The sequence below is a fragment of the Rhizobium sp. PEPV16 genome, from assembly GCF_008919455.1.
Lineage (GTDB): Bacteria > Pseudomonadota > Alphaproteobacteria > Rhizobiales > Rhizobiaceae > Rhizobium > Rhizobium leguminosarum_Q.
The window spans coordinates 64,240-77,233 of the sequence record NZ_VSZV01000342.1 but is presented as its reverse complement, the minus strand read 5'-3'; the positions used below and the strand labels follow the sequence as shown (position 1 = coordinate 77,233).

13 protein-coding genes and 1 pseudogene are annotated in these 12,994 nt (G+C 60.8%); 6 read left to right on the top strand and 8 right to left on the bottom strand.

The features are described from left to right. Positions 1 to 116: 116 nt before the first annotated feature. The gene (locus FY112_RS27035; protein WP_151519693.1) at positions 117 to 1,487 is read right to left on the bottom strand and encodes an amidase; all 1,371 of its coding nucleotides are present in this window, start codon (positions 1,485 to 1,487) and stop codon (positions 117 to 119) included. A 274-nt stretch (positions 1,488 to 1,761) separates the two neighbouring features. Here FY112_RS27035 and FY112_RS27030 point away from each other — a divergent pair, with 274 nt between their 5' ends. Together FY112_RS27030 and FY112_RS27025 are read left to right on the top strand one after the other, a co-directional pair. Further along, positions 1,762 to 2,040 (top strand): hypothetical protein, encoded by a 279-nt coding sequence (locus FY112_RS27030; RefSeq protein WP_017958038.1) that lies wholly within the window; start codon positions 1,762 to 1,764, stop codon positions 2,038 to 2,040. A 173-nt stretch (positions 2,041 to 2,213) separates the two neighbouring features. After that, a complete protein-coding gene (locus tag FY112_RS27025) occupies positions 2,214 to 2,654 on the top strand; it encodes a DUF1810 domain-containing protein (protein ID WP_017958036.1) in 441 nt (146 codons plus the stop codon). 47 nt (positions 2,655 to 2,701) lie between these two features. Here the strand turns inward: FY112_RS27025 and FY112_RS27020 are convergent, their stop codons facing one another. Together FY112_RS27020 and FY112_RS27015 are read right to left on the bottom strand one after the other, a co-directional pair. Further along, positions 2,702 to 2,890 carry a hypothetical protein gene (locus FY112_RS27020; RefSeq protein ID WP_003547852.1) on the bottom strand — a complete coding sequence of 63 codons (189 nt, stop codon included), beginning with the start codon at positions 2,888 to 2,890 and terminating at the stop codon, positions 2,702 to 2,704. Positions 2,891 to 2,964: 74 nt separating this feature from the next. Continuing rightward, on the bottom strand, positions 2,965 to 3,588 hold the full coding sequence (locus FY112_RS27015) for a TetR/AcrR family transcriptional regulator (protein ID WP_094088656.1): 624 nt from the start codon (positions 3,586 to 3,588) through the stop codon (positions 2,965 to 2,967). Between the two features lie 127 nt (positions 3,589 to 3,715). Between FY112_RS27015 and FY112_RS27010 the strand changes: the two genes are divergently transcribed. Continuing rightward, positions 3,716 to 3,931 (top strand): hypothetical protein, encoded by a 216-nt coding sequence (locus FY112_RS27010; RefSeq protein WP_131640525.1) that lies wholly within the window; start codon positions 3,716 to 3,718, stop codon positions 3,929 to 3,931. Positions 3,932 to 4,054: 123 nt separating this feature from the next. Here FY112_RS27010 and FY112_RS27005 read toward each other — a convergent pair whose 3' ends face one another. Further along, positions 4,055 to 4,912, bottom strand: coding sequence for an SDR family oxidoreductase (locus FY112_RS27005; protein ID WP_003553847.1), 858 nt, complete (start codon positions 4,910 to 4,912; stop codon positions 4,055 to 4,057). A gap of 247 nt (positions 4,913 to 5,159) precedes the next feature. Here FY112_RS27005 and FY112_RS27000 point away from each other — a divergent pair, with 247 nt between their 5' ends. Then, entirely contained in the window at positions 5,160 to 6,008 is an 849-nt protein-coding gene (locus FY112_RS27000; RefSeq protein WP_041472614.1) for an IclR family transcriptional regulator, read from the top strand. A 23-nt stretch (positions 6,009 to 6,031) separates the two neighbouring features. Here the strand turns inward: FY112_RS27000 and FY112_RS26995 are convergent, their stop codons facing one another. Both FY112_RS26995 and FY112_RS26990 read right to left on the bottom strand, forming a co-directional pair. Continuing rightward, positions 6,032 to 7,249 (bottom strand): amidohydrolase/deacetylase family metallohydrolase, encoded by a 1,218-nt coding sequence (locus FY112_RS26995; protein WP_181018287.1) that lies wholly within the window; start codon positions 7,247 to 7,249, stop codon positions 6,032 to 6,034. Positions 7,250 to 7,515: 266 nt separating this feature from the next. After that, positions 7,516 to 8,382 carry a sigma-70 family RNA polymerase sigma factor gene (locus FY112_RS26990; protein ID WP_017958030.1) on the bottom strand — a complete coding sequence of 289 codons (867 nt, stop codon included), beginning with the start codon at positions 8,380 to 8,382 and terminating at the stop codon, positions 7,516 to 7,518. 107 nt (positions 8,383 to 8,489) lie between these two features. On the opposite strand from FY112_RS26990, the pseudogene FY112_RS26985 reads away from it, so the two are divergent. Beyond that, positions 8,490 to 8,937, top strand: a pseudogene (locus FY112_RS26985) (carboxymuconolactone decarboxylase family protein). Between the two features lie 94 nt (positions 8,938 to 9,031). On the opposite strand, the gene rhaI reads toward FY112_RS26985, so the two are convergent. Next, entirely contained in the window at positions 9,032 to 10,324 is a 1,293-nt protein-coding gene (rhaI, locus tag FY112_RS26980; RefSeq protein WP_151519691.1) for an L-rhamnose catabolism isomerase, read from the bottom strand. A 77-nt stretch (positions 10,325 to 10,401) separates the two neighbouring features. Here rhaI and FY112_RS26975 point away from each other — a divergent pair, with 77 nt between their 5' ends. Continuing rightward, positions 10,402 to 10,560: a YqaE/Pmp3 family membrane protein gene (locus FY112_RS26975; protein WP_017958027.1), complete on the top strand. Its 159-nt coding sequence runs from the start codon at positions 10,402 to 10,404 to the stop codon at positions 10,558 to 10,560. Between the two features lie 64 nt (positions 10,561 to 10,624). Here the strand turns inward: FY112_RS26975 and FY112_RS26970 are convergent, their stop codons facing one another. Continuing rightward, positions 10,625 to 12,721: a bifunctional rhamnulose-1-phosphate aldolase/short-chain dehydrogenase gene (locus FY112_RS26970; protein WP_017958026.1), complete on the bottom strand. Its 2,097-nt coding sequence runs from the start codon at positions 12,719 to 12,721 to the stop codon at positions 10,625 to 10,627. Positions 12,722 to 12,994: the final 273 nt, after the last annotated feature.

Here is a 12,994-nt window from a genome sequence, read left to right as displayed (position 1 = left end):
TGCAGCGACCATGTCGAAACCGCGAAACGTCCGTTTTGCAAAACCTGCATTTGCTTTCCTCCGGGATCTCCTCATGCCATCAATGGCAACTAAATCCCGGCGGTTCAATTGCCAATTCAGGCAAAATCGTCGCGGATGACCGCCTCGGCCGCAAGGGCAATCCCCAGCAGCGCCTCATCGCGATGGGGGGTGGCCGAAAGCAGCAGTCCAACAGGCATGCCAGCCTCGCCCGTACCGCAGGGAATGGAAACGCCGCACCAGTCGAGGAAATTGCCGAGCGCGGTGTTGCGCAACGTCTTGTTGTTCGTCGCGAAGAACAGCTCGTCATCCTGCTCCAACGGCCCGATCGGCGGCGCGACATGGGCGACGGTCGGAAAGGCGAGCAGCCGGTCGCCGACGAGGCGCTCGACATCGACGATCAGGCGGCTGCGCGCCTCGAGGATCGCCAGGTAATCGGGCAGCGTCGTCTTGCTTCCGAGACGGGTGCGCATGACGACACGGTGGTCCATGCTGTCCGCGTCCGGTCCTGCCAAGCGCTCGCGGTGAAGTGCGAAAGCCTCCGCCGTGACCAGCGGACCATATCTCGTCATCAGATCGAATATCTCGTTGAAGGCGGGGATGACGGTGCGGGCAACCTTGGCGCCGGCCTTTTGAAGACGTCCCAGAGCTGCCTCGAACGCGGCGACGACGCCGGCTTCAGCGCCATCGAAGGCGATATTTTCAGGCACGATGAATTCCAGCCCTTGCAGAGGACGCTCAACGACGTCGGGCGCCGTCAGGCCGCGCATCGCCGCGTCGATCCAGACCGCGTCCCTGACGCTGCGGCAGAGCGGTCCCAGCGAATCCAGGCTCTTTGCCAGCGGATAGACCCCTGCCATCGCGTGGCGGCCGCGTGTTGCTTTGTAGCCGACGATACCGTTGAAAGCGGCGGGAATACGTACCGAGCCGCCAGTATCGGTGCCCATGGCGACCGGCACCAGCCCGGCCGCGACGACGACACCAGCGCCGGAGGATGAGCCGCCCGGAATGCGCGGCAGATCAGTGCCGCGCGGATTTACCGGCGTGCCGTAATGCGGATTGATGCCGAGGCCGGAAAAGGCGAACTCGCTCATATTGGTGCGTCCGACGGCGACCATGCCCGCCTGTCTCAGCAAAGCGACGACAGCCGCATCGCGCTTGGCCGGCATATCCTTTGCCAGAACGACGGAACCTGCCGTCGTCGGCAGGCCTTCAATGTCGAAAAGATCCTTCCAGGCAATCGGAATGCCGTCCAGCAATCCAAGCGAGCGCCCTTCCCGCAGACGTCGCGAAGAGGCTCGCGCCTCCTCCATCGCCCGGCTTTCGAGCAATGTGGTGAAGACCGCCTTGTCGGCATAATTCGCGATGGAATCGAAGACCGTCTCGGCCACCTCGACCGGATCGGCCGCGCCACCTTGAATGAGGACCGAAAGCTGCGCGACCGACATCGCGCCGAAGGATTTGCTCATGGGACTATCCAGAAGAGAGATGTTCCTATCTGGACTACCCCGGATCATTCCGGTGAACCAGAGCTTCACGATATTTTGCTTTTATTGGTACGATTTTTTGAACACTGAGTTTGAATATCGCCCCTTCAATTGCCACGATCGAAGACACACATGCTGCTCGCATGCGAAGCCGGTTCGGCACGAGGGTGAGAGTTTGCTCTGAGACCCCGGCTTCGCATGTGTTGCAGGAGTAATTAAAATGACAGATTGTGAAACTTTAAGCCGTCGCCAGGATATGGTGACCCTCCATGTAAAAGAGGACGAAACCGCCGGTTTAGGCGAGCGCGATTATGTAGATCATGTCAGCGCCCAGAAACTTTCGGCGTTCGAGCGCATTGTCGTGGTCGGAGCGCTGGTTCTCTTGAGCTTTGCGGGTTTTGCCGCATATTCTTCCGGCAATACGGACCCGATGACGACATCGGCCATTGCCGCCCCGGCCGGCGATACCATGCCGGCTCATCCGGCCTACGGCCATTGCCGCGACAGCAGCCCCTACGCTGAGAGGGTCTGCTGATAGCAAAACCACTGCATAATTCCTTAATTCGTAAACCGATTTAAGGATGAAATTATGCAGTCATTCAAAGTGCTACAGCGTCCTTTGCGCGTCTGAAAGACGCGCGGCGCTGTGGATCGCCGGGCGTGGAAACCTTGGCCCAGGCTGCATACAGCAGGAAAAGGGAAAGGACCATGGCCGGCGACATCGACTACAAGCTTCACCGCTTCATCGACGCCCAGAACGGCGTCTACGAACAAGCGCTCCTGGAGCTGAAAGCCGGGCGCAAGACCTCCCACTGGATGTGGTTCATCTTCCCGCAGATATCAGGTCTCGGTACCTCGGCGATGGCCGAAAAATATGCGATCCGCTCAGCCGAGGAAGCGGCCGCCTATCTCGCCGATCCCATTCTCGCAAGCCGGCTGCTGCGTTGCGTCGAGGCGATCCTGTCGGTGGACGACCGATCGGCGCACGAAATCCTTGGTTCACCCGACGACCTCAAGCTGCGCTCGTCGATGACCTTGTTTGCCGCGATCAGCGACCATGGTTCGCCCTTCCACCGGGTGATCGAGCATTTCTATCAGGGAAAATTCGACGATCGGACGATGGAAATCCTCAATGCCAGCACAGACTGATTTTATACCAGTCGGCTTAAATCTGAATGCTGAAGCAAATTTAAGAGTTATCGGCCCGGCCTGCTCTCCAGCGTAGCAATTTCCTCGGAAATTTCGCTCAGCCGCTGACGCAAATCGCTGTCGGTGCCGTCATCGACCTCTTCCTCGCCGAAACAATAGCGCGCATCATGGAGCTCCAGCTTGGCTTCGAGCTCGGCGCGTTTGGCATACAGGCGTTTGAGATAGACGTAGTTCATCTCCCTGCCTCCACATCGCCCTCGGGTTAGTTTAAAAACGGCATGGAAGCGGTAAGGTTCCCCTCTTGCGGCGGTCAGGCGAAAGAAGCGATCGCCGCGTGGCAGGCCTTGGCGAAATGACCGCAGCAGCCTGCAGCGCCCATGGCCTGGCGGCTGACGCGCGCGCCTTCGAGCAGCAGCGTCAACGTATCGGCAAGAAGCTGGGGTTCGCGCGCACCGGCCGCCGAACAGAGCGCGGCCAGGCGATCACGCTGTTCGGCCTTGTGCCGTTCGATCATTTCGTGGGCCGGATGGCCCTCGCCCTTCAGCTCGATGGCGGCATTGGCGAGATCGCAGCCGGCGGGCTCACCGTTCAGACATTGCGCCCGCAGTTCCACCCAGGCGTCCAACTGGGCGCGCGGATTGTCGGGATAGGCCGATTCCAGATCGCGCCAGATGGCACCGGCCTTTTCGGAGGCGCGGCGAAGCGTCTCGCAGACGAGCTCGTCCTTCGAGCCGAAATGCCGGTAGAGCGTCATCTTGTTGGTCAGAGCCGCGTCGGCAATGGCATCGACGCCGATGCCGCGAATGCCGCGCTCGCGGAAAAGCTCCGAGGCGGTCGAGACGATACGCTCCCGCGGCGGGATGCGATCTTCTGGAACGGCTGCGGGGATTTCATTCGAAGTTTCTGATTTTTTTGCGGACGTAGTCCTTGACATCAATGTGACCGATCGGTAACAAATGCATTGTTACTTACCGGTAACACCACGAAACGCGAAAGTCAATGCCGAGGGCATGACAGCGGAAAGTGGAACACGGGCGACCGCCCACGAAAGGAGGACAACCATGACAAAGACCAGAGATGACCTGACGATATCCGAAGCCCTTCGCGACCCCCTGATTGCCATGGTGTTGCGCGCCGATGGCGTAAAGCTTGAAGACTTCAAGCAGCTCCTGGAGACGGCAGCCCGCAAACGTGAGCCACGCTCGACATCGGTGAGCAATATGATCGGAGCACTCGCAAGCCGCGCCAATCTGCCGGCAGTGCCCTGCTTCGGCTGAAGATGCCGCCTAAACAGCTTGGGGATCTCTCCCTGCCCCCGTCAAGGGCTGCCGTCACAACCAGACGGCGGCCCTTGTCGCTTTAAGCATGTCGCGCAAAAGCGTCCAACGGAATTGCGCATTTTAGAGAATCGGCTTGCCGCCGGTAACCGCAATTGTCGTGCCGGAGACATAGCTCGACAAGGGATCGGCCAGCATCACGTAGGCCGTTGCAAGCTCGGCCGGCTGTCCCGGGCGTTTCATTGGCACCTGCTTGCCGAAATTGCTGACGCTTTCTTCAGGCAGTGTCGAAGGGATCAGCGGCGTCCAGATCGGCCCGGGCGCCACCGCATTGGCGCGAATGCCTTTCTCGGCTAGAAGCTGGGCAAGGCCGGCGGTGAAATTCTGGATCGCGCCCTTGGTCGTCGCATAGGCAAGCAGCGTCGGGTTCGGATTGTCCGAATTGATCGAAGCCGTGTTGATGATGGCGCTGCCGGGTTTCATATGGGCGACAGCTGCCTTGGTCAGGTAGAACATCGAATGGATATTGACCTTGAAGGTCAGTTCCCACTCTTCATCGCTGATCTCGTCGATGCTTTTGAAGCTCGCCTGGTGCGCGGCGTTGTTGACGAGAATGTCGATACCACCAAGCTCCTTGACCGCTGTCTCGACGATCTGTCTGCAATGGGCGGGATCCTGGATGTCGCCGCTGACGAGGATAGCCTTGCGTCCGGCCTGCTCGACGAGACGTTTCGTCTCATCGGCATCCTCATCCTCGTCGAGATAGGAAAGCAGCAGATCGGCACCCTCCCTGGCATAGGCGATTGCCACAGCCCGGCCAATGCCGCTATCGCCGCCGGTGATGATCGCCCGCTTGCCTTTCAGCCGCTCGGAACCGCGATAACTTTTTTCTCCATGGTCGGGAACCGGGTCCATCTGCGCAGTAAAACCCGGCATCGGCTGTTTCTGGGATGGGAAAGGTGGTGTGGGATAATTTGGCATCGTGACCTCCTGGGTTCAGGGGGTCAAACTCGGGCTAGGGCTTGTTGTTCCAATCTCGCGGCGGAATCACCTCTCCAGCAACCGCTCGCGCTGAGCACGCTCACGGCCGCCGCCGCATCCTAATTTTCCGTTGATTATTGAAAACAGAGCCTCATCTAGTCGGCCCAATCCGACTAGCAACCCGCGAAATGTTGCCATTTGCCACGGCGACGGCTATGCCATAGTAATGTAACATAATCGCGTTTGCATGAGGTGCGTGGAATTGGACGGAAAGACATCATCCGCAGTTTACTCCGAAGATGAGGGCGTTGCCGGCGAGGCCGGCGGCAAGGGTGCGCGTCGCGCACGCGTCAGCGGCATAGACCGGGCGCTTCAGGTGATCGATCATCTTTACGAGACCGGATCGCCCGCCGGCGTCTATGCCATCGCCAAGGCGGTGAAAGCGCCGCTGTCGACCGTTTACGTCATCGTCGACGATCTCGTCGAGAAGAACATGCTGACGCGCCAGGCCGACGGCTCCATCTGGCTCGGCGCGCGGCTCTACCATTACGGCCTTGCCTATGCCCGGTCGCTGGATTTCATGAGCATCGCCACCCACGAAATGCACGATCTCTGCCGCCAGGCCGGCGAAACCGTCCAGGTCTGCGGCCGCGACGGCGACTATATGCTGGTGCTCGCCATGGCCGACGGCCCAAGCCATTTTCAGGTGGCGTCCCGCGTCGGCACAAGGGTGCCGCTGAACTGGACAGCCTCCGGCCGCCTGCTCGTCGGCCACCTGGCCGAGGAGGAGCGCATCGAACTGTTCAAGCGCTGCGCCCGCTCTTCGCCGACCGGCCGCGCCGAGATCGATCCGGGCACGCTATCGGAAGCCGCCGGCAAGGCCTTCGAATCGCGCCTGTCGATCCAGGCGGGAGAATCGGATTATGCGGTTGCCTGCATCGCCTCGCCGATCTGCGATCGCGACGGCCAGTGCGTCGCCACCATTTCCATCGTGCTGCCGGAACAGAAGGCCTTTTCCGACGAGAACCATTATACGGCGCATGTGCGCAGTTCAGCGGAACGGATCGAAAAGCTGATGGGCTGGCGCAACCGCTGAGCATTGCGCCCGGCCCGCAGATCCTACCTGTAGGAATAGCCGTGGCTGTGGCGCACCAGCTTGCGCGCCCGCGGCACATAGCGGCTGGCGGCGAAAGCATCGGCGCCCATTACCGCATAGCGCGGCTCGAACAGCTTATTGAGGACCGAAACGTCGCCGTTGGAATCCGTCGCCTCGAGGTCGGAATCGACCAGATCGAAAATGGTGAATTCCGCTTGCGAGCCGACGGAAAGCCGGTTCTCCATCGACAGCTTGATGACGGATGCCGGCGCATGGGTGACGGCTTCCACCACCTTGTCGAAAGGCATGCCGACGCTGAGCAGTTTCGACATCGTCGTCGCCAGATCCCAGACCGGGAAGTTCATCGAATGGCCGTGCAGATCGGTCGAGATCGAGAACGGCAGAAGCCCGCGCGCGATCGCCGCCTCGGCGACCTTGAAGGAGAAGGAGGCGCCGCCATGGCCGATGTCGAGGCGGATGCCCTCGGAGGCGCAGCGCTCGGCGAGATTGAAGAGGTCCTCGTCCTCCATGATGCTCGACCCGGCCTTGCCGTTGAAGCAATGGGTGACGACGTCGCCGGGGCCGAGAATCTCCAACACCTCGTCATAGAGCGCCGGCGGCTCGCCAACATGCACCATCATCGGCACTTTCAAGATCTTGGCGATCTTCTTGCCGAGCTTGACGGGAGTGACGCCCCAGGAGCCGGTGATGACATGGCTGGCGCGCACTTTGATGCCAACGATGTGCTCGCTGTTTTCGGCATAGACTTCGAGAATGCGGTCGAGATCGATATCGCGGATATCCCGCAATTCCGCCACCCGGTTGCAGGCGACGAGGCCGATCGAGCCGAGATTGAGGAAGGCCTTGATACGTTCGCGCGAGGGCTCGATGATATATTCCCGAAAGCCATGGAAATTCGCCTCACCGGCTGAGCCGGCATCGACCAGCGTGGTGACGCCGCGCTCGACGCCGCATTCGGACGGGCGGATGGAAATATCGGTGCCGCCGTGCCAGATATGCACGTGCAGGTCGACCCAGCCCGGCGAAATGAAGGCGCCCTTGCCGTCGATGCGCGTTACATCCTCAGAGATCGCAAGCGACGGACCGATCTCGGCGATCCTGCCGCCGGCATTGACGAGAATGTCGATAACACCCTCGCCTGCGCCGGCACCGAAGGCAATCGGTTTGACATTGGTGAGGAGAAGCGGCTTCTTCACGTGGTCGCCGGGCATGATCTGCATTCCTTTCGAGTCTCGGACCGGGATCACTCCTCGATCATCCGTCTGCGGGTCATCATGGAAGGGTATGGGGACGTTAGAGAGGGCGCTTCAGGCGCATGGCATCGCCGCAATTCCATAGTTATGCTATATAGGATTTTATAGTAGAATAAGGCCGAGGACGCGACTGTCAAGGAAAATGACATGTCCGCCGACGCTCTGAAAACGTAAAGGTGCGCTCCTCCCGAAGCGCGCCTGTCTCCAAGAGATCTACAAATTCGCGTTTGATTTCAGTCCTGAAGGATCGAATAGTTGATCTGACGCAGGCGGTCCGGATCCGCGACGGCATCGATCGCGACGATCTTGCCATCGCCGATCGCCAGCGTCACTGCGATGCGAATCTGGCCTCCGATGTGCACGACGAACCCAAGCTCACCGTCGACAACAGCGGCCTCCGCCGCCTGCGCCCGACCCTTGAAGGCTTCAGCCACATCGGTCGAGCCGCGCATTTCGCCAATGCCGTATCGTGCCGCCGTCGCATCCGGGCGGAAGACGACATCGGGGGAAAGCACCGCAAGCAGCGCCTCCAGATCGCCGTTGCGGGAGGCGGCAAGAAAGGTCTCGGCGATCGTCCTCTTACGCGCGAAATCGACATCAGGAGTCTCGTCCAAGCCCTGCACCCGGCGGCGGGCGCGGCTTGCGAGCTGGCGGGTGGCGGCGGACGAACGGCCGATGATCGGCGCGATCTCATCGAAGGGTAGATCGAACATGTCGTGCAGCACGAAGGCGACACGTTCGGCGGGCGCCAGCGTCTGCAGCACGACGAGCAGCGCCAGACCGACCGAATCGGCAAAGGCGGCTTCGCGCTCGGGATCGTTCGCCGGATCGGCGATCCCAGCATGAACAGGCGCCTCCAGCGGCTCCTCGCGCCGGGTCTTGCGGGCGCGCAGCATATCGAGACAGATGCGCGCCACCACCGTGGTCAGCCAACCGACGAGATTGCCGACCCCTGTCGTATCCGTGCGGCTAAGCCGCAGCCAGGCCTCCTGAACGGCATCCTCCGCCTCGCTGCGCGAGCCGAGCATGCGATAGGCTGCGGCCCTCAGATGCGCTCTGTTCGCCTCGAATTCTTCAGTCAGCCATTTTTTCTCGTCCATGTGTCACATTCCTCCGCTGCGTTCCGTCAAGGCAATGACGCATGAAACCCGGCCGATGTGACAGGGCCGGCGGATCGTCGAACACGAAACGTATAAGGAGACATATCATGCAGGAGAGAATGGGAAATCCCGCCCTCGTCCATGCAGGCGCTCAATGCGCTCAGCAAGGTGCCGACCGAAACCGGCCTTTCGCCAAAGCTGCTCGAACTCGTCAATCTGCGCTCCAGCCAGATCAACGGCTGCAGCGTCTGCATCGATGGCCATTGGCGCATTGCCCGTAAACACGGCGAAACCGATGAGCGGCTATTTGCCGTCGCTGGCTGGCGTGACGCTCCCTATTATAGCGATGCCGAACGCGCCGCCCTTGCGCTCACGGAGGCCCTCACCCGCCTTTGCGATCGGGCAGATCCGGTGCCTGATGATATCTGGGATGAAGCGACCCGGCATTATGACGGCAGGAGCCTTGCAGCACTGGTCATCGCCATCGCCAATATCAATGTCTGGAACCGGCTGAACATCGCCACCCGGCAGATCGCCGGCGCCTGGAAGCCGTAAACGGCGAGGTTGCCGGCAGCGCGTCACCCCTGCGCTGCCGGCGGCCATCATCCCTAATCAGCAAGGTTTCAGGCCATGCCAAACAATCGGTCGTTCAGATGATGCCGCCACCGCCGGCAGCGGATGCCGGGCGCTCGGCCGCCACTTGTCTGCGATAACCGCTGGCGCGGTAGACGGCGATCGGGTCGATCGCGCCGCCAGCCCGGCGGCGAGCTTCGGCCAGAATCGGTTCGACATCGGCGCGATAGGCGCGCTTCAGCGTTTCCGACGCCATCAGCGCGTCGTTGTCGTCCTGGTAGCCGGAGAGCGCCTTGCGGTCGACAAGCAATGCCTGCGCATAGGCGCGGCGGATTTCGTTGGCGCTGTTGATCAGGCTTTCGATCGGGTCGGTGACATTGTGCGACTGGTCGATCATATGGGCCGGGTTGAAATCGTTGACGCCGCGCTGCTCGGCGTCAACCAATTCGTTGAAGACGAGGAACAGCCGGTAGGGATCGATCGCGCCGGCGTCGAGATCGTCATCGCCATATTTCGAATCGTTGAAGTGGAAGCCGCCAAGCTTGCCGAACTGGATCAGCCGGGCGACGATCATCTCGATATTGGTGTTCGGCGCATGGTGGCCGAGATCGACGAGGCAATAGGCCTTGGGGCCGAGCGTCTGGGCGATCAGGTAGTTGGTGCCCCAATCCTGCACGATGGTCGAATAGAAGGCCGGCTCATACATCTTGTGCTCGGAGAACAGCTTCCAATCGTCGGGCAGCGCCTTGTAGATATCCGCCATCGAGGCAAGGTAACGCTCGAAAGCCTTGGTGAAATGGCTTTGGCCGGGGAAGTTCGAGCCGTCGCCGATCCAGACCGTCAGCGCCTTGGAGCCGAGCGCCTTGCCGATCTCGATGCATTCGAGGTTGTGCTCGACCGCCTGCGCCCGTGTTGCCGCATCGGTGTGGCTGAGCGAGCCGTATTTGTAGGAATGGGCCTGGCCGGGCGCATCGGAAAAGGTGTTCGAATTCATCGCATCGAAGCCGAGGCCGAGCGCGTTACCCTTGGCCTTCAATTCGCTGGCATCCGCCTTGTCCCAGGGAATATGCAGCGAGACGTTCGGGGTCGCCTGCGTCAGCTGGTTGATGACGGCGCAATCGTCGAGCTTGTCGAAGATGCCGCGCGGCTCGCCGGTACCGGGGAAACGGGCAAAACGCGTGCCGCCGGTGCCGACGCCCCAGGAGGGCACGGCAACGAAGAATTCCGCAACCTTCCGGGTGACCGCCTCGATATCGACGCCGCGACGATCGAGCGTCGCGCCCAGTGCCTCGTAATCGGCTTTCAGAGCGGTTGCCCGCTTGTCGTTTTCAGTCGCGACCAGATCTGGCGCAATCCTGGAATCTGTCATCTATTCCTCCCTGGTCGCGAACCATAGGGCACGGTTCGCGTTCAAACGCTTACATGTCTTCAAACGAAGGAGCTACGATGGACGTTGTCCGCATTCTTCTTGCGATCATCCTGCCGCCCCTTGGCGTATTTTTGCAGGTCGGGATCGGCCTGCATTTCTGGCTGAATATATTGCTGACACTCTGCGGCTATCTGCCGGGGATCATCCACGCAATATGGGTGATCCTCCGGAAATAGCTCTATCCGTTTGCTTTACGCAGGCCCGGACGCAAAACCGCTGCACATTGCTGCTGGAATTGCTCTAGCGCGTAAAACTCTGCACGTTGCCGGCATCAACGTTGATGATGTTGCCGGTCGATTTTGCCGAAAGGTCCGATGCGAGGAAATAGATCGCCTCGGCGATATCTTCCGGAAACACGTTGAGTTTCAGCATCGAACGCTTGCGGTAATGTTCCTCGAGATCGTCCACCTCGATTTTGGACGAGGCGGCGCGCTGCTCGCGCCATTCGCCGCTCCAGATCTTCGAACCGCGCAGGACCGCATCCGGATTGACGGTGTTGACGCGGATGCCGGCATCCGCGCCTTCCAGGGCCAGGCAGCGGGCAAGATGGATTTCGGCGGCCTTTGCCGTGCAATAGGCAGACGCATTCGGCGAGGCGGCAAGACCATTTTTCGAAGCGACGAAGATGACGTTGCCGCCGAGCGCCTGACGGCGGAACAGGCGGAAGGCTTCACGCGAGACGAGGAAATAGCCGGTCGCGAGAATATCGATATTGCGATTCCACGTCGCAAGCTCGGTCAGTTCGATCGGCGCGGAGGAGGCAATACCGGCATTGGAAACGAGGATGTCGATGCCGCCGAATTCGACACAGGCTTCCGCGAAGGAGGCGATCACCGCATCTTCCTTGGTGACGTCGAGCCGGACGCTGCGCACGGCGTCAGCGCCGAACTTCTTGACGAAATCGGCTTCGGTGCCTTCGAGCGCTGCCTGGTCGATATCGGCAAGCACCACGCAGGCGCCTTCGCCGACGAGGCGTGCGGCCGTCGCCCGGCCGATGCCGCCGGCGCCCCCGGTGACGAAGGCGACTCGGCCGGCGAGGCTCTTTGACTTCGGCATGCGCTGCAGCTTGGCCTCTTCGAGCAGCCAATATTCGATATCGAAGGCTTCCTGCTCCGGCAGGCCCTGGTATTCCGAGACCGTCGAGGCGCCGCGCATGACGTTGATGGCGTTGACGTAGAATTCGCTGGCAATGCGGGCCGTCGCCTTATCGCGGGCAAAGGACAGCATGCCGACGCCGGGCACCAGGAAGATGACGGGATTGGCGTCGCGCATGGCGGGCGAATTGCCATGCTTGCAGTCGTTGTAGTAGCGGGCGTAATCGGCGCGGTAGTCTTCCAGCGCCTTGTCGAGACCGGCAACGATCGCGTCGACATCCGGCTTGGCCGGGTCGAAATCGACGATCAGCGGGCGGATCTTGGTGCGCAGGAAATGATCGGGGCAGCTGGTGCCGAGCGCGCCGAGCGGGCGCAGATCGCAGGAATTTACGAATTCGAGCACGGCGTCCTGATCGTCGAAATGACCAAGCTTGCGCTCCTGCTTGCCGATGCGGCCGCGGATCTCCGGCATCAGCCGGGCCGCGATGGCGCGGCGTTCGGCGACCGGCAGGTTCTCGGTGAGCGCGCCGCCGAAAATTGTCTTTCCCTCGGTCTTTTCGGCAAACCAGACGATCGCCTTGTTGATGATATCGAGCGTCAGTTCGTAGCAGGCCTTGGCGTCATCAGCCCAGGTGAAGAGGCCGTGGCTCTCGAGCACGACGCCCTTGGCATTTGGGTTTGCGGCAACGAATGCGCCGAGGTCGAGGCCGAGCTGGAAGCCCGGACGGCGCCAGGGAAGCCACCCGATCTCGTCGCCGAAGATCTGCTGCGTCAATTCCTTCGAATTCTTCGATGCGGCGATCGCGATGATCGCGTCGGGATGCATGTGGTCGACATGGGTGAAAGGCACGAAGCCGTGCAGCGGCGTGTCGATCGAGGCAGCGCGGGCGTTCAGGTTGAAGGTGCAGTGCGGCAGGAAGCCGACCATGCGGTCCTCGTCCTCGACACCCTTGTAGATGCCCTTCAGCGATTCCAGCTTGTCCTGGTAGAGTGTCGCGAAACCGTCGAGCTTGATCGTGCCGACGTCGCCGCCCGATCCCTTGACCCAAAGTACCTTCACCTTGCCGCCGGTCAGCGGATCGGTTTCCAGCACCTTCGCCGAGGTGTTGCCGCCGCCGTAATTGGTGATGCGCTTGTCGGCGCCGAGCAGGTTGGAACGATAGAGCAGCTTGCCAGGCTCATCGAGGCCTGCCGCGTAAGCATCATCCCACCGGTTTTCCAGAAGCCGGACGTTCGCCGCCATGTCATCCTCCCATATGAAATCATCATCGGAGCGCAAAGTTCGCGCCCCTTTTCGCAGACGGTATCGCTCATCAAAACCGAGGTTGTCAATCGAAAACGATCAAATTCGATTATTGTGCAGCGCAATATGAAAATTTATGATCGTTTTTGATTGACACATTGTCATTTGTGCGAAATAAACGATCGAAGGAGGAGCCCCATGCACGAACGCGAACGCCACCGCATCATTCTGAGCGCCGTTCAGGAAAAGTCCGTCGTGACGGTTCAGGATATT